The 16,214-nt window shown below is 48.6% G+C and carries 17 protein-coding genes; 11 read left to right on the forward strand and 6 right to left on the reverse strand.

What is annotated here, in order from left to right:
* Positions 1 to 376 precede the first annotated feature (376 nt).
* Positions 377 to 928 (forward strand): cytochrome b, encoded by a 552-nt coding sequence (locus DEU30_RS11700; RefSeq protein ID WP_011235787.1) that lies wholly within the window; start codon positions 377 to 379, stop codon positions 926 to 928.
* Positions 928 to 1,509 (forward strand): YceI family protein, encoded by a 582-nt coding sequence (locus tag DEU30_RS11705; protein ID WP_110013539.1) that lies wholly within the window; start codon positions 928 to 930, stop codon positions 1,507 to 1,509. Before DEU30_RS11700 ends, DEU30_RS11705 begins: the two co-directional genes overlap by 1 nt.
* A 19-nt stretch (positions 1,510 to 1,528) precedes the next feature.
* Here the strand turns inward: DEU30_RS11705 and DEU30_RS11710 are convergent, their stop codons facing one another.
* The 4 genes from DEU30_RS11710 to hemC are packed head-to-tail and all read right to left on the reverse strand — an operon-like array spanning position 1,529 to position 5,486.
* Complete coding sequence (locus DEU30_RS11710) at positions 1,529 to 2,692, reverse strand: heme biosynthesis HemY N-terminal domain-containing protein (RefSeq protein WP_110013538.1); 1,164 nt, start codon at positions 2,690 to 2,692, stop codon at positions 1,529 to 1,531.
* Positions 2,689 to 3,816, reverse strand: a complete 1,128-nt coding sequence (locus DEU30_RS11715; RefSeq protein WP_114982273.1) for a uroporphyrinogen-III C-methyltransferase — start codon at positions 3,814 to 3,816, stop codon at positions 2,689 to 2,691. Before DEU30_RS11715 ends, DEU30_RS11710 begins: the two co-directional genes overlap by 4 nt.
* A complete protein-coding gene (locus tag DEU30_RS11720; RefSeq protein ID WP_114982274.1) occupies positions 3,809 to 4,570 on the reverse strand; it encodes a uroporphyrinogen-III synthase in 762 nt (253 codons plus the stop codon). Before DEU30_RS11720 ends, DEU30_RS11715 begins: the two co-directional genes overlap by 8 nt.
* Positions 4,545 to 5,486: a hydroxymethylbilane synthase gene (hemC, locus tag DEU30_RS11725; protein ID WP_114982275.1), complete on the reverse strand. Its 942-nt coding sequence runs from the start codon at positions 5,484 to 5,486 to the stop codon at positions 4,545 to 4,547. Before hemC ends, DEU30_RS11720 begins: the two co-directional genes overlap by 26 nt.
* 92 nt (positions 5,487 to 5,578) lie before the next feature.
* Here hemC and DEU30_RS11730 point away from each other — a divergent pair, with 92 nt between their 5' ends.
* From DEU30_RS11730 to DEU30_RS11765, 8 genes are all read left to right on the forward strand, one after another.
* Positions 5,579 to 5,725 (forward strand): lipoprotein, encoded by a 147-nt coding sequence (locus DEU30_RS11730; RefSeq protein WP_011235781.1) that lies wholly within the window; start codon positions 5,579 to 5,581, stop codon positions 5,723 to 5,725.
* Positions 5,722 to 6,984 carry a diaminopimelate decarboxylase gene (gene lysA / locus DEU30_RS11735; protein ID WP_011235780.1) on the forward strand — a complete coding sequence of 421 codons (1,263 nt, stop codon included), beginning with the start codon at positions 5,722 to 5,724 and terminating at the stop codon, positions 6,982 to 6,984. Before DEU30_RS11730 ends, lysA begins: the two co-directional genes overlap by 4 nt.
* 2 nt (positions 6,985 to 6,986) lie before the next feature.
* A complete protein-coding gene (dapF, locus tag DEU30_RS11740) occupies positions 6,987 to 7,814 on the forward strand; it encodes a diaminopimelate epimerase (RefSeq protein WP_114982276.1) in 828 nt (275 codons plus the stop codon).
* Positions 7,811 to 8,506 carry a DUF484 family protein gene (locus DEU30_RS11745; protein WP_114982277.1) on the forward strand — a complete coding sequence of 232 codons (696 nt, stop codon included), beginning with the start codon at positions 7,811 to 7,813 and terminating at the stop codon, positions 8,504 to 8,506. The genes dapF and DEU30_RS11745 overlap by 4 nt, the downstream gene beginning before the upstream one ends.
* On the forward strand, positions 8,493 to 9,395 hold the full coding sequence (locus DEU30_RS11750; RefSeq protein ID WP_011235777.1) for a tyrosine recombinase XerC: 903 nt from the start codon (positions 8,493 to 8,495) through the stop codon (positions 9,393 to 9,395). The genes DEU30_RS11745 and DEU30_RS11750 overlap by 14 nt, the downstream gene beginning before the upstream one ends.
* 26 nt (positions 9,396 to 9,421) lie before the next feature.
* Positions 9,422 to 10,132 (forward strand): HAD-IA family hydrolase, encoded by a 711-nt coding sequence (locus tag DEU30_RS11755; protein WP_114982278.1) that lies wholly within the window; start codon positions 9,422 to 9,424, stop codon positions 10,130 to 10,132.
* A 97-nt stretch (positions 10,133 to 10,229) separates the two neighbouring features.
* Positions 10,230 to 12,401: a DNA helicase II gene (uvrD, locus tag DEU30_RS11760; RefSeq protein ID WP_034822914.1), complete on the forward strand. Its 2,172-nt coding sequence runs from the start codon at positions 10,230 to 10,232 to the stop codon at positions 12,399 to 12,401.
* Positions 12,402 to 12,476: 75 nt separating this feature from the next.
* Complete coding sequence (locus DEU30_RS11765; RefSeq protein ID WP_011235774.1) at positions 12,477 to 12,899, forward strand: OsmC family protein; 423 nt, start codon at positions 12,477 to 12,479, stop codon at positions 12,897 to 12,899.
* Here the strand turns inward: DEU30_RS11765 and rarD are convergent.
* Complete coding sequence (gene rarD, locus DEU30_RS11770) at positions 12,876 to 13,811, reverse strand: EamA family transporter RarD (RefSeq protein WP_011235773.1); 936 nt, start codon at positions 13,809 to 13,811, stop codon at positions 12,876 to 12,878. The genes DEU30_RS11765 and rarD overlap by 24 nt on opposite strands.
* Positions 13,812 to 13,837: 26 nt before the next feature.
* Positions 13,838 to 14,293, reverse strand: a complete 456-nt coding sequence (locus DEU30_RS11775; protein WP_196803384.1) for a thioesterase family protein — start codon at positions 14,291 to 14,293, stop codon at positions 13,838 to 13,840.
* 69 nt (positions 14,294 to 14,362) lie between these two features.
* Between DEU30_RS11775 and recQ the strand changes: the two genes are divergently transcribed.
* Positions 14,363 to 16,207, forward strand: a complete 1,845-nt coding sequence (gene recQ, locus DEU30_RS11780) for a DNA helicase RecQ (protein WP_114982279.1) — start codon at positions 14,363 to 14,365, stop codon at positions 16,205 to 16,207.
* Positions 16,208 to 16,214 lie beyond the last annotated feature (7 nt).

Raw genomic sequence — 16,214 nt, forward strand, 5'->3', positions numbered from 1 at the left:
CCAGCGCCGATGGTAGTGTGGGGTCTCCCCATGCGAGAGTAGGTCACCGCCAGACTACAAATAAATAACCCCAGCCCAATCGGCTGGGGTTTTTTTATGCCTGCTGGGTAGCCTGACGTTCACGTCAGGTGAGATCCCTGAGGCTGTACTCCTTAACTCCTTTTAAAGCTGAAGCCGCAGCGCATTTACCCCGGTACCCAGCTCACCAACCGGCCTTTCGATTACTCTATCCCGAGCGTCCACCCCAACCACCCCACCTGATGCAAGAGCATCAGGCTACTACATTCTATTAATTAGATGTTAATCTACTAATAATACGTATTTTCATTCTATAAATATGAACTAATATAAAACTTAGACAAATCAGGAAAACTTTATGTGGAAAAACACATCAGATAAATACGGTTTGACAGCAGTATTAATTCACTGGCTGTCGGCCTTAATAATATTTGGTTTATTTGCTTTAGGCTGGTGGATGCTAACTCTGACCTACTACGACGAGTGGTATCGTCTGGGTCCCTGGTGGCATAAATCGTTTGGCATTACCTTACTTATTGTAACGGTTTTACGAGTGTTCTGGACTTTAACCAATACTAAGCCTAAACCTTTAGGTAGCAAGTTCGAGCGGTTAGGAGCAAAAGCAGGCCACTTTTTACTTTATTTACTGCTATTCACAGTAATGATTAGCGGTTTTTTGATTTCAACAGCAGATGGTAGTTCTATCAGCGTATTTGACTGGTTCTCGGTACCAGCAGTAATAACCGATTTACCAAAGCAAGAAGATATTGCTGGTGACATACATTGGTATTCAGCGTTGTCTTTAGTGATCCTGGCTGGTGGGCATGGGTTAGCAGCGCTGAAACATCATTTTATTAATAGAGACAGCACACTTATTCGAATGTTTGGAAAAACTAAGAGGAAATCATAATGAAAAAGACATTAATTGCAGCCGCTGTAGCGGGTAGTGCGTTATTTACGTCGGCAGCTATAGCTGAAGACTATAAAATTGATACTGAAGGTCAACACGCCTTTATTGAGTTTAAAATTAGTCACTTAGGCTACAGTTGGTTATACGGCCGTTTTAACGACTTCGAAGGCTCCTTTAGCTATGACGAGAATGCACCGGAGAATGCCTCTGTTAACGTCACAATCGATACCTCCAGCGTTGATACTAACCACGCTGAGCGTGACAAACACTTACGTGGCGATGACTTCTTGAGTGTTTCTGATCACCCTACTGCTACGTTCAAAAGTACTAAATATGTTCCGGACGATGACGACGAAGGTGAAGGCACTATGTATGGTGAATTCACTCTTAATGGTGTAACCAAAGAGATAGCAATCGAAGTTGAGCATGTTGGTGCAGGTAAAGATCCATGGGGCGGATTCCGTCGTGGCTTCGAAGGTGAAGTAGACCTAACCTTGGCTGATTACGGAATTGACTATAACTTAGGCCCAACGGCTAAAGAAGTTGAGCTGACGCTGTCAATTGAAGGTATACGTCAATAATTACAGCGCCAACGTTTAACTAGTGAGCTAACGCCTCTTTATAGGCGTTAGCAGCTAGCTGACTATCACCAAGAGCATGATAAGCATTGCCCAATAAGCGGTAGACGTGACTGCTGGGTTCAATTTCTACTAACTTTTTCAAAGCACGTTGCGCTAACGAAAAGTCCTGATTATCCATAGCGATTTGTGCAAGAGCATAGAGGTAATCTCTATTTTCCGGATCTTGTTTCAACTGAGCTTGAACAAACTCCAGCAACTTTTCCGATTTCGCATTAAATAAATGCAAAGAGTTAACGGCAGCTGGTTGCAACTCCCCTCTTTTTAATCCTTTTAAAATCACTCTGGCAGAGACTTCGTAATCACCTAAATGTTTTAACGCGGCGGCATAACTCAACCTGATGGTTGCGTCGCTGCGTTGTTTACTGGGAAGGCTGCGCCACTCGTTGTACAGCATCTCGTTACTTTTGCGACCCTCAGCAACAAAGCGTTCAAAATAGACTTGATATTCAAGACGGTCAAACTCCGCCGGAGCAAGGTCAGTTACACGGCGTAACTCAGGTAATAGCTCTTTCAGTTGCTGCCAGTTTCCAGACGCTTTAAAGACCCGGTACGCTAACTTAAGTACATTGGCAGAGTGTGGCTTAGCTTCTAATAAGCTTCGCATCTCTTTATCCGCTTCTGCCGGGTCTTTTTTTACCAACTGTTCAATGGAAACAAGCTGAAGCAGTGTATCTGCATTATCATAAAATGCCCCTGCTTCATCGTGCCAGTAAGTTGCCTTTCCGGCGTCTTTATTGAGACAGGCGGCAATTGCAGTTAACGCGGCAATGTTGTTATCAGGAGATTTTTTGTAAGCCTTAGACAGGCTCTCAGTTGCTTTTTCGGGATTGTCATCCAGCAGCTCGCGTATGCCCTGCTGAAAAATGTTCTGAGCTTTACGTTCGCTTCGATTTGCCAACCACTTCCGACCCTGGCGGGTTTTGCTAAGCAGCCGGCGCAGTAATGACACCACAACACTGAGTACGGCAATTGCCACAATAGTAACGACAAACAGGCCGACTACGGTTGTCTCAATCGCTACTCCGGCAAACTGAACTAAAACATAGCCCGCGTTACCCGACGCGAGTGGTCCAATAATGGCCCCCAATATAATGATGACAACCAGAGCGATGATCCATTTCATGAGGCATCTCCCTGCTCAATAGCCTGAGCGATGAAGTCCAGCGATTCAAGCTGCTCTATACTCAGCTGTTCAAAGTCTTCCTGGCCTAGTGACTGAATACGCGAAATAATATCCTGTGAAGCTGCACCATCGCCTTTTACCTGCGCAATTAGTTTAGATAATTGGTCCAGGTAGCGCTGCCACAATTCATCATTGTTCTGTACAGCCGCCTGTTGAGCCAGAGTAAAGAGTAGTTGAATGCGTTCGTTTATTGCTGTGCGCTGGGTCGCACTCAGCAGAGGTTTAGGATCGCTGTCCACGGGTTGAATGCGGATAAAGTTATCAAGGAATGACTGCCAGTTAGCGCTCAGGTTCGTTTGCCAGTCATTAACATCGCCACTGACATTTTGAGTATTGGAACTTAAGCGCTGTTGATTACTGTTTACTTCGTCGGGCAGGTCTGACACGCGTTGTTGCAGACCCACGAGTTGCAGCGCCAGGTCAGTATTGTCTGCTTTAACTGCGGCATTCACTCGTTCAATATCACCCGCCAGCTTCTCGCGGGTACGAATTGCGTTACGACTGTCGATACCCGACAGCTGCTGGTCGGCTAACTTCAAAAGTTGCAGCGCCGCTTTGTAGTCGTCCTGGCTCCACATCATTCGTGCAGCCGCTGATAAGGTTTGTTTTATCTCCAGTAGGCGCCAGTAAGCCGCTTTTTCGGCAGGCGTTTTGCGCATGTCGTCACGAAGATCTTCGAGGCTCTGACGCAAACTCGTCAGTTCCCGCTGCAGTTGTTGGTCGGTGTTACTCAACCTATCCAGTTCGCGGGACTGCACGGTGTTCTGTAGTTGTTGTTCCAGATTTCCAACGGAACGTTCCAGTTGTTTAAAGCGCGTTTCAACCGGATCTTCCTGCGGTTGCTCACTAACCTGTTCAGAGTCTGTCTTAAATAAACCAGGGAAACGCGTATAGCCCCAGTATGCGGCGGCGACAATAGCGATTAAAACAATAAGCCAGACTAAGCGTTTGAAGAAACGCCCGCTACTTTTCTCGGCGGTTATAGTTTCTTCTTCTGTGCTCTTCTCGCTACTTTGTTCATTATTCTGAACTTCTTCGTTCTCAATTTTATTCTCTTCAGTCATGAGTTTTTCCATCCGCTATTAGCGCATTCATTAATATGGCGTCCGCTGCACTGCCTGTCACTTTGATATTGTCTGATTGTCCGAAAGGAATCAAACCTTTCAGGCGATGACTTGGAACTATCCACTGACAGCTATCCAGCCAGCTTTGGGCAGAGTTTGGCATAGACGACAAAAAGTATCCCAGTTGTTCAGCGCTGGTAACAACAATAGTACCAACTGAGCTTATCCACTGCTGAATCAGTTCAGGGTCGTTCAATGTGAGTTGTTTTCGGCGATACACTTCCCAGTAATCGACAGAAGCTCCGCGAGCTCGTATGGCATCCGCCAATAATTCACGACCGCCTTCTCCGCGAATGATCAACCAGTTCTGTTGCTGCAGTTTTTGTAATTCAGACAACTCCAGCAACCCTTCCGACTGATGTATGAAGGCCGGACAGCTCACGGCAGTGTTTAAATGTTTGCACGCAAAAGAAGCGGTTCCCGGACCTACTGCATAATATTTAGAAGGAACTCCGGTAAAGCCTGCCAGAGCGGCATAATGAGCTGCATTTTTACTGACAATAACAATGCCGTCCCAATGCTTTTGTTTAATCTGGGTCAGCTGCTCTTTATTCACAGGTAAAGGCTCTATCTCAATAAAACTGTGAACAAAGCATTCTCTGCCAGTTTTGCGCAGCTGTTGGGTAAAGTCGTCCGGACTCTTGCCCGGACGCAGCAGTAAAACCGCTTTATGAGTGACTGGATTCACTGTCATAGACTGCGCTCAGAATTTCAGCTGCACCTTGTTTAAGTAACCGCTCAGCAAGCTCTGAACCTAACTCTTCGGCTTTAGACGCCGGGCCGCGCACTTCATCACGAAGCACTTTTCCGCCATCAGGTTCACCAACCAGGCCGCGTAAATAGACTTCATCACCTTCCAGCTCTGCATAAGCACCAATAGGCACCTGACAGCCGCCATCCAGCCCGCGGTTCATTGCCCGTTCAGCTAACACCCGGGTACGGGTTTCCTGACATTGCAGCGGTGCAAGTAAGGCTTTCATTTCGTCGTCATCGCTGCGGCACTCAATACCCAGTGCGCCTTGTCCATTAGCCGGTAATGACTGCTCCACCGGAATAAAGGAGGTAATGCGGTCGCCCAGCTCCAGTCGAATGAGACCCGATGCCGCCAGGATAATGGCATCAAATTCACCTTCATCCAGTTTGCGTAAACGTGTTTGAACGTTGCCGCGTAAATCTTTTATGACTAAATGTGGAAACTGCTCTTTTACCTGGCAGCGGCGACGTAAACTACAGGTTCCGACGACTGCGCCTTCCGGCAGCTCATTAAGGTTTTTGTAGTTGTTGGATACAAAAGCATCGCGCGGATCTTCGCGTTCGCAAATGGTGTGAAGCTCCAGCCCCGGCGGGAACTCAACCGGTAAGTCTTTCATGCTGTGTACGGCAATATCAGCACGGCCTTCCAGCATCGCCACTTCCAGTTCTTTTACGAACAAGCCTTTACCGCCAATTTTTGCCAGCGGAGTATCCAGAATGACATCGCCCTTGGTAGACATAGGAACCAGCTCTACCGACAGGCCCGGATGCAGCTTTTCAAGGCGTTGTTGAATGTGTTCAGCCTGCCATAAAGCCAGCTTGCTTTTGCGTGTTGCAATTCTAACGCGTTGGGTCATTCGTTTTCCTTTACGACGATTAATGACTTTTTAGGTATCTGGTGCGATGATAGGCATCATAGAAACCCAAACGGAATACCTATAGTTTAGCGATGTTTAGTCGAATTGTAATCAAGACGCTGGTGCTATCAGCCATTTTAATGACTTTAGTCGGTTGTGGTCAGAAAGGACCACTGACGCCTGAGCCTATGCCAGAGCAAAATACACCTGCAGAGCCGCCAGCGGAAGACACCAAATGAGCGAATTAATTGACTATAAAAATGGTCAGTTTCATATTGAAAACTGCGACGTCGAGAGTCTTATTGAGCGTTTTAGTTCGCCTTTGTATGTTTATTCCAAAGGTCAGATTCTAAAAAACTGGCGTGAGTTTCAGCAATACTGGCCCGCACCTCATAAGCTGTGTTATGCAGTAAAAGCCAATAGCAATTTAGCTATTTTGCAGTTACTGGCTGAGCATGGCGCAGGTTTCGATATTGTTTCCGGTGGCGAGCTTCAGCGCGTACTCATGGCTGGTGGTAAAGCTGGCGACGTGGTCTTTTCCGGTGTAGCGAAGTCAAAAGACGAAATCATTATGGCGCTGGAAGCGGGCATTGGCTGCTTTAACGTAGAGTCTGAGGCGGAGCTTGAGCGTATTCAGGACATTGCTGCCGCCATGGACAAACAGGCTCCGGTGTCGTTAAGAGTGAACCCCGACGTTGATGCCAAAACGCATCCGTACATTGCCACAGGCATGAAAGCCAACAAGTTTGGCATTAGCATGTCACTGGCCAAGCCGGTTTTTCTGAAGGCGCATAGCCTACCTAATATTAATTTAATTGGTGCGGACTGCCATATTGGCTCACAAATAATGACAGCTGAGCCTTTCCTCGATGCCGCGCAGCGCATGTTTAACCTGGTTTCGGAACTGGAAAAAGACGGTGTCCAGCTGACACACCTGGATTTAGGTGGCGGTTTTGGTGTGGCGTATCAGCCGGAAGAGCCGTTGGATAAGTCCTTTTATTTAAAGGAACTGGTCAAGTTAGCCGAGAATTACCCGCAAATTACTTTGGTACTGGAACCTGGTCGTGCTATTACCGCAGACGCGGGTGTTTTGCTGACCACAGTGGAATACATTAAACCCTCAGAAGATAAGAACTTTGTGTTGGTTGACGCCGGCATGAACGATTTAATACGTCCGTCTTTGTACCAGGCCTGGCACGACATTTTACCCGCGCACGAAAATAAGCGCGGCGGCGACCAGTTGAATGATATTGTCGGCCCGGTGTGTGAAACCGGCGACTTTTTCGGACACGCACGGCATTTAAATGTGCAACAGGGCGACGTACTGGCCATTAAACATGCCGGTGCCTATGGTTTTACTATGGCGTCTAACTATAACAGTCGTGGCCGCCCGCCCGAGGTTTTGGTCTCAGGTGATAATGCTACACTGATCCGCGAACGTGAAAGCTTTAACGATCTCGTCCGGGGCGAGCACTTGTTACATCAGGAAGGCCAATAAAAATGTTATTACATTTTTCAAAAATGCACGGGCTCGGCAACGACTTTATGGTGGTGGATAACGTCACTCAGAATTTATATGTGAACCCAGACCAAATACGTCGCTGGGCAGACCGGCACACAGGCATTGGTTTTGATCAGATGCTGTTAGTTGAGCCACCCTATGACCCTGATCTGGATTTTCACTACCGCATTTTTAATGCCGATGGCAGCGAAGTTGCTCAATGTGGCAACGGTGCCCGCTGCTTTGCGAAGTTTGTAAAAGCTAAAAACTTAAGCAATAAAAATCACCTTAAAGTGAGCACCAAGGCCGGAAAAATGGTTCTGCACTTAGAGAAAGACGGTCAGGTTACGGTGGATATGGGCGAACCCTTATTCGAACCGGCGGCGGTGCCTTTTAAAGCGCAAAAAGCAGAGCAGACTTACGTTTTAAGAGTAAAAGAAGAAACAGTTCTTTGTGGTGTTCTGGGTCTGGGCAATCCGCATTGTGTTATCGCTGTGGATGACGTTGACACGGCACCCGTGGAAACCCTTGGAGCGGCTCTGGCAGCGCATGAGCGCTTCCCCGAAAGCGTGAATGTCGGTTTTATGCAGAAAGTATCGGCTGATGAAATTAAACTGCGCGTGTTTGAGCGTGGTGTTGGTGAAACTCGGGCGTGCGGCAGTGGCGCCTGTGCGGCAGCTGTAGCCGGTATTCAGCAAGGCTTATTAAATGAACGAGTAAAAGTCAGTTTGCCTGGCGGGGACTTAATTATCCGTTGGCAGCAGGGGCAGCCTGTAAAAATGACCGGCCCCGCAGAATTAGTTTACGATGGACAAATGGTGTTATGAATAGCGAATCGAACATGATTGCAAATGAACGTTTAGACGACAGCCTGATCAGAGAATACTTACAAGAGAATCCTGACTTTTTCACGAGAAATGATGACTTGCTGGCTCAGTTACAGTTTCAACACAGTGAAAAAGGCGCCGTCTCGTTAATTGAACGGCAGCAACAGAAGCTGCGTTTGCGCGTACAGCAACTGGAAGAAGAAATTACCGAGCTGATGATAAACGCTCGCCGCAATGAAGCTATTTTCTCGGCTTACAGCAATTTATACGTCAGTCTGTTGCGCTGTCAGAGCCTGAGTCAGGTTCTGGATGAACTGCAAAACACCTTTGAGAATGAGCTGGAAATGCCGGCCTTGTCCTTGAAGTTTTTCGACAGCCCGGTCGATTTAGGCGAGCAGTACAGCTTTGCTTCCGACACTCACAAGAAGCTACTAAGCAAACGTTTTAATGAAAGCTCTATCTATCTTGGCCGCTTAACGGAGCAAGAGCATAAGTTGTTGTTCCAGGATGAAGAGATTGCTTCCGTGGCATTGCTTTTACTCGGTGACAACGGCGAATTGGGCATGCTGGCGGTTGGTAATACTAACGCCAGTTACTTTGAGCCGGCCATGGACAAGTTACTGATCAATCAGCTACAGGCCTTGCTCAGCGCATTGTTACCGGGGCTACTGCAAAACCATGAAGCTGCATGACTGGCAGCAAAAATGGATGCAACAACTGCAGGGAGAGCGGGGCTTAGCGGAGCTAACGCTAAAGAATTACCAGCGCCTTATCGCCGCTGATCTGACTGCTCTTGAACTGCAAAAAATAACGGAACCTAAAGCGCTGCGTGTCCCTGTTATTGAACGGCTTTTAGTCGGTTGGCGGCGCAATGGGCTGGGTGAACGCAGTATCGCTTTAAAACTATCGGCATGGCGCACTTTCTGTCAGTTCATGGTGGAATCTAACGCTATGGATGACAACCCGGCGATGTCAGTATCGGCACCTAAAATTCCCAAACGGTTACCTAAAAACCTCGATGTGGATAGTATTTCTCATTTACTGGATTTACCCACAGATGATGATTTAGCCATTCGCGATGCCGCCATGATGGAGCTGCTCTATGCCAGTGGTATTCGTCTGGCGGAGCTGGTGAGTCTTGATCTAGACCACATTGACCACCGTATGATGCAATTACGGGTGACCGGTAAAGGCAGCAAAACGCGTATTGTGCCCTTTGGTCGTTGTGCTGAAAAAGCCTTAAAAAAATGGTTGTCAGTGCGTCAGGCCTGGTTAAATCAAAAGCCTGAGCTGGCGCTCTTTGTGAGCAAAAGGCTACAGCGTATTAGCCCCCGTACTGTGCAGCAGCGGCTGAATTACTGGGGCAAACAACAAGGTGTGGTGGGTGACTTGCACCCGCATAAGTTACGGCATTCGTTTGCCTCTCATATGCTGGAATCCAGTGGTGATTTGCGCGCTGTGCAGGAAATGCTTGGACACGCTAACTTATCCACAACTCAGGTGTATACTCATCTGGACTTTAAACGTTTAGCCAGTGTTTATGACAGCGCCCACCCGCGCGCCCGGAAAAAATCGACTTAACTTTTATCAAATAAGAGTAACGCGTTATGCAGTTCCACCGCCGTTGGCATTTACCCAAAGTTATCAGTTTTGATTTAGACGACACGCTTTATGACAACGTGCCGGTTATGCAGCGTACGGAAGAAGTCGCTCACAGCTATATTGCGGAACAATACCCGCAAACTGCTGAGTGGGACATGCACCACTGGCGCCGCTTCCGTGATGAGGTTAGCCGTACTGATGAAACTCTTGCCAGCGATATGACCAAACTGCGCCTGAAGACCCTGGAACTGGGGTTAGAGAAGTTCGGTGTTGATGATTCGGCACGGGCCGCGAATACCATTATGGATGTGTTTCTGTCCGAGCGCAGTAACTTTGAAGTGCCACAAGACAGTATAAAATTATTGGAGGCTCTGTCGCAGCGTTACAAATTAATTGCGCTGAGTAATGGCAATGTTAATGCGGATAAAATTGGTCTGGCTAAGTACTTCGAGCTGGTGATTCAGCCCGGAGACGGCATTCGCGGCAAACCCTTGCCCGATATGTTCGCCGCCGCTGAACGAAAGTTACCTGAGTTGCAACCGCATGAGTTCTTACATGTGGGAGATCATCCATATTCCGATATTCTTGGCGCGCAGCGTCATGGTTGGCAGTCGGCCTGGCTAACCTCGGGGCTGGGAACCACTGCGCACTTATCGGTGTTGCCAACCCTTACTTTGCATAACCTGAATCAGCTACAACGGCTTTTATTGGATTAAAGCCGGCGAACAACTACTGGTTGCTTATACAGTGATGCACTATTACACTGACGGCATAACGTAATACAGTTCTCAATAATGATTTAGGTGACCGCTAATGAGTACACACCCGCTTCTGGCAGATTTAAACGAACGACAGCAGCAGGCCGTATCTGCAACCGACGGTCACATGCTGGTTCTGGCCGGAGCCGGTAGTGGTAAAACCCGTGTGCTGGTGCACCGCATTGCCTGGCTTATTCAGGAGCGGCAGTATTCGCCCTTTAGTATTCTGGCTGTTACCTTTACCAATAAAGCGGCAGCCGAAATGCGCGGACGGGTTGAGCAACTGGTAGGCAGCTCGGTACGTGGTATGTGGATTGGTACCTTCCATGGTCTGGCGCATCGCTTATTGCGTGCGCATTATATGGACGTAGGTCTGCCGCAAAACTTTCAGATAATTGACAGTGATGACCAGCAACGGTTAATTAAACGTTTAATTAAAAGCTTAAACCTGGATGATAAACGCTGGCCGGCAAAGCAGGCGCAGTGGTACATCAATGGTAAAAAAGACGAAGGTCTGCGCCCGCAGCACATAGAAACCTACGATCCTACAGAGCAAACCTTAAAAGAAATCTACACCTTGTATCAGGAGAGCTGTGACCGTGCAGGCCTGGTGGATTTTGCCGAATTGCTTCTGCGCGCGCACGAGTTACTGCGCAATAACCGCATTGTCCGCGAGCATTATCAAAACCGCTTCCGCCATATTCTGGTCGACGAGTTTCAGGACACCAACTCCATTCAGTACGCTTGGATCCGTTTATTAGCGGGCAGTCAGAACAGCGTCACCATTGTTGGTGACGATGACCAGTCCATTTATGGCTGGCGTGGTGCCAAAGTCGAGAATATTCATCAGTTTCTATCGGATTTTGAAGGCTCTGAGACTATCCGGCTGGAGCAGAACTATCGCTCTACAAGCACCATTTTGCGCGCCGCAAACTCAGTTATTTCCAATAACTCGGGGCGTCTGGGTAAAGACTTATGGACCGATGGCAACGACGGCGAGCCGATAAGTCTGTATGCCGGCTTCAATGAAATGGACGAAGCCCGCTATATTGTGGCACGAATTGAAGAATGGCGTGATCAGGGCGGTTCGCTGCAAGACTCCGCCATTTTATACCGAAGTAACGCACAATCACGTATTTTAGAGGAAGCGTTGCTGCATGCGCGCGTCCCGTATCGTATTTATGGCGGCTTGCGTTTCTTCGACCGCCAGGAAATAAAAGACGCACTAGCGTACTTGCGAATTCTCGGCAACCGCGACGATGACGCCGCTATCGAGCGGGTGATCAATACGCCGACGCGGGGCATTGGTAACCGTACTATGGATATGATCCGCCAGGCTGCCCGAGAACGTGAAGAGTCTTTATGGCAGGCGGCAAAATATATGGTCAATGAAAAGCAGTTGGCCGGGCGTGCGCGTAACGCGGTGGGTTCGTTTCTGGATTTTATCGAGAACTTAGACGACGAAACCGAAGAGTTTTCATTAGGCCGCCTGAGTGACGAAGTCATTAAGAAAAGCGGTCTGATGGCCATGTACGAGGCCGAAAAAGGCGAAAAAGCGGAAACCCGGGTCGAAAACTTAAAAGAGCTGGTGACTGCCTGTGAAAACTTCACTCTGGATGACGCCGAAGAAGACATGACCCCGCTGAATGCGTTTCTGGCACACGCCTCGCTTGAAGCTGGCGAAGAGCAGGCCGATGAATATCAGGATGCCGTACAGCTCATGACACTGCACAGTGCTAAAGGTCTGGAATTTCCTTTAGTGTTTATGACCGGTGTGGAAGAAGGCCTGTTCCCGTCTCAGCAGTCGATGGATGAGCCCGGAAGGCTGGAAGAAGAGCGCCGTCTTTGCTACGTCGGTATGACCCGTGCAATGGAAAAGTTAGTGCTTACTTATGCTGAGCAGCGCCGTATTTACGGTCAGGAGTTGTTCCATAAAGTCAGTCGCTTTATCAGTGAAATACCGGCGGATACTCTGCATGAAGTGCGGCTGCAAACCCGGGTAGAAAAGCCCGCCAGTTATGGCCGATTCAATAACGCAGCCAGCCACGAAAGCTTTGAGCAAACGGGGTATTCATTAGGCCAGCGGGTACGTCATCCTAAGTTTGGCGAGGGTACGGTGCTGAATTATGAAGGTACCGGTCCGCAATCCAGAATTCAGATTAACTTCGACAATGTCGGCAGCAAGTGGCTGGTTGTTGCTTATGCACGACTGGATCCGGTTTTCTAAAGTGTAAAGAGGTGATCAAAAACCGCATTCTTCGACTACCTTTAAGGTACATACATACAATGTCGGAGGCATTTTATGAAACGCTCTGCAAATGCACAGTGGAAAGGTAGTATAAAAGAAGGTTCAGGCGTTGTTTCAACGCAAAGTGGTGTTTTAGACAGTACCCAGTACTCATTTAAGAGCCGCTTTGAAGAAGGCAAAGGCACCAACCCGGAAGAACTTCTGGGTGCGGCGCACGCAGGCTGTTATGCCATGGCGTTTTCGTTAATGCTGGGTGAATCTGGCTATGAGCCGGACAGTATTGATGCTAAAGCCGAAGTGTCGTTAGAAGAAGATGGTGACGGCTTCAGTATCGCTAAAATTCATCTGAAGGTGAAAGCCAGTATTCCGGATATTGACGAAGACAAATTCCAGAAACTGGCTGAAAAAGCGAAAGAAGGCTGTCCTGTCAGCAAAGTGCTGAAGGCTGAAATCTCAATGGATGCCAGCCTCAGCTGAAGCTAACTTCTTCTTCGCTTTACGATCACGCTGGCGCTGTATAATAGAATCGAAACTGTACAGTGCCAGCGCACTCCAGATAATAATGAAAGTGACCAGCTTACTTTCTTCTAAAGGCTCACCGTAAACCACTACCGCCAAAGCAAACATTAATGTTGGAGCTATATACTGGAAAAAACCCAGTGTCGCATAACGCAGGCGCTGTGCTGCTGCGGTAAAACACAGTAGTGGAATGGTTGTGACCAGCCCGGCGGCAACGAGCAACAGGTTTAACGTCCACGGGTTAGCGGTTAAATCACTACTGGCTGATTCGGCAAACACAAATAGATAAATAAGCATTACCGGGAATAGAATCGCGGTTTCCAGCCAAAGTCCGCTAATAGAATCGACCGGCAGACGTTTGCGAATGGCGCCGTAAATGGCAAAACTAGAGGCTAAAGCCAGAGCCACCCAGGGTACCGAGCCAAAGGTAACAATTTGGATGGTAACGCCCACCACGGCCATAGCAATGGCAACTAACTGCAAGCGGCGCATACGTTCGGCAAAAAACACCATTCCGATAGCCACATTCAATAATGGGTTAATGTAGTAGCCGAGGCTGGCATCTAACATGTGGTTACTGTTGACGGCCCAAATAAATAAAAACCAGTTACCACCCAGCAGGCAGGTTGCCAGGGTTAAGCGTAGTACTAATTTGCGGCTTTTCAGAATAGGGCGAATGCGATCCAGTCGCTTCATGGCAACTATCAGCACAAACACCATCAAAAATGCCCAGATAATTCTATGGGAGAGTATTTCTAGTGCAGGTACTTGTTTCACCAGCTTGAAGTAAACCGGTGCTATGCCCCAAAAAGTATAGGCTGCAAGTGCGAAAAAAACGCCTTGCCGCGCCCGAACAGCGTCATCGGACATGTCGATAGAATCCTTTTTTATCAGCGTTAGCCGACCAGATAAGTCCCGGTTCCGAACGCTATGTGCGTGCCTTCTTCGTTGTGCAACTCCATCCGTGCCACCGCTACTTTATTACCTGAGCGGATAATGGTTGCGCTGGCTATGAACTCGGTACCGCGTCCCGGACGAAGATAATCAACCCGAAGGTCAATAGTACCACAACGGCTCAGACGCTCCATTAAATAAGCTTCAGTAGGAGACTCCAGTCTGTCGACCATGCCGGCAATAGCGACCAGTCCTCCGGCGGTGTCCAGGGCTGTTGCGGTAACCCCGCCGTGCAGCATACGCTGTGGCACATTACCCATAAGTTGTTCCTGCCATTTAAATCGAATTTCACCACGCGCAGGGTTAAACTCCGTAATTTCCAGGCCAAGCAGTGCCTGGAACGGAACCTGAGTGTTCATAAACTCGGAAACTTTTGTCAGTATTGTTTGTGTATTCATTTTCGGCATGGTGATTAGCGGACAGGACGCTTACAATAAGAGCATGTTACTCGGGAAGTCAATATAACCATGCACAGCAGTACCGCCGAAAAAGCACAATTTGATCCGCTTAAGCAGCAGCTTGAATCTACCTTTGGCTATCATCAGTTTCGTGATGGCCAAGAGGATATTATGCAGGCCGCTATGCAAGGGCGTGACTCTCTGGTGCTGATGCCAACCGGCGGCGGTAAGTCGCTGTGCTACCAGTTGCCGGCTATTTGTGGTGACGGCCTTACCCTGGTTATTTCGCCGTTACTGTCGTTAATGCAGGATCAGGTCGAGGCACTCAAAGCTCTGGATATTTCCGCGGCGACGCTGCATTCCGGGGTGTCATCGCAAGAGTCTATGGCAACCATGCAAGGGCTTCAGAGCGGTGACATTAAGCTGCTTTATGTAAGTCCAGAGCGGGTTTTACAACCAACCTTTATTGAACGCCTGCAAACCTTAAAGCTGAATTTTATTGCGGTGGATGAAGCCCACTGTATCAGCCAGTGGGGACATGACTTCCGGCCTGAATACGGCAAACTTGGAGTACTGCGTAATTACCTGCCCAATGTACCCTTTATGGCATTAACGGCAACCGCCGACTCTGCCACTCAACACGACATTATTGAACGGTTGTGTCTGCGCGACCCTCTGGTGCATCGCAGCTCGTTCGACCGCCCCAATATTCGTTACGTGGTGCAGGAAAAGTACAAGCCGCTGAAGCAGGTTCGTGACTACGTTAAAAAGCAAAAAGGCGCCGCCGGTATTATTTACTGCGGCAGTCGCAAAAAAACCGAAGAGCTGTCTGAAAGTCTACAGCAAGCCGGGGTGCGCGCTGCACCCTACCATGCCGGTATTGAGCACCAGATAAAGGAAAGCACCTTGCGCCAGTTTCTGCGTGACGACATAGATGTTGTTGTTGCGACGGTGGCCTTTGGTATGGGTATTAATAAGCCCAACATTCGTTTTGTCATTCATTTTGATATTCCCCGCAGCGTTGAATCTTACTATCAGGAAACCGGCCGCGCCGGGCGCGATGGCCTTCCAGCCGAGGCCGTCATGCTTTATGACCCGCGCGACGCGCAGTGGATACGACGCATGATAGAAGATCAGGAGAATGAGCAGCGGCGCTTGGTCGAGGCGCAAAAGTTTTCAGCTATGCAGGCTATGGCAGAAGCGCAGACCTGCCGGCGGCTGGTGGTGTTGAATTATTTTAATGAATACTCGGATAAAGAGTGTGGAAACTGCGATTTGTGTCTGGACCCGCCCCAGCGCTACGATGGTCTGGAAGATGCCCAAAAGGCACTGAGCTGTGTGTACCGAGTCGGTCAGCAGTTTGGTATTAACCATGTAGTTGAGGTTTTGCGTGGTTCAAAAGCCCAGCGTGTTCTCGAGCTGGGACACGACCAGTTGAGCACGTACGGCTTAGGTAAGTCGGAAACCCAGGAGCACTGGTTTTCGGTGTTACGGCAGCTGATTCACCGGGGGCTTATTCTGCAGGACATTCGACGTTTTGCGGCGTTGCAGCTTACCGATGCTGCGCGTCCAGTTTTAAAAGGCGAAGTTCCGCTGGAACTGGCTAAGCCGCGAATAGAATTAACTGCAACCAAAACCCGAATTACCGACCGGGGTGACTATAATAAAATTTTGTTCCGGCGTTTGCGCAAATTGCGTAAAGACATTGCTGACCGTGATCAAGTGCCGCCTTTTGTGGTGTTCAGTGATGCGGCACTGGTGGAAATGTGCGTACACTATCCCACAACAGCCAAAGATATGTTAGAAATCAATGGTGTTGGAGAAGTTAAACTGGCACGTTATGGCAATGAGTTTATGCAGGCCGTGGAAGCTTTCTTGTCCGGAGCCAGCGAGCGGCAATTATTTAACGGGTAAAGAGTAA

The sequence above is a fragment of the Idiomarina sp. 017G genome, from assembly GCF_004362265.1.
Taxonomy (GTDB): Bacteria; Pseudomonadota; Gammaproteobacteria; order Enterobacterales; family Alteromonadaceae; genus Idiomarina; species Idiomarina loihiensis.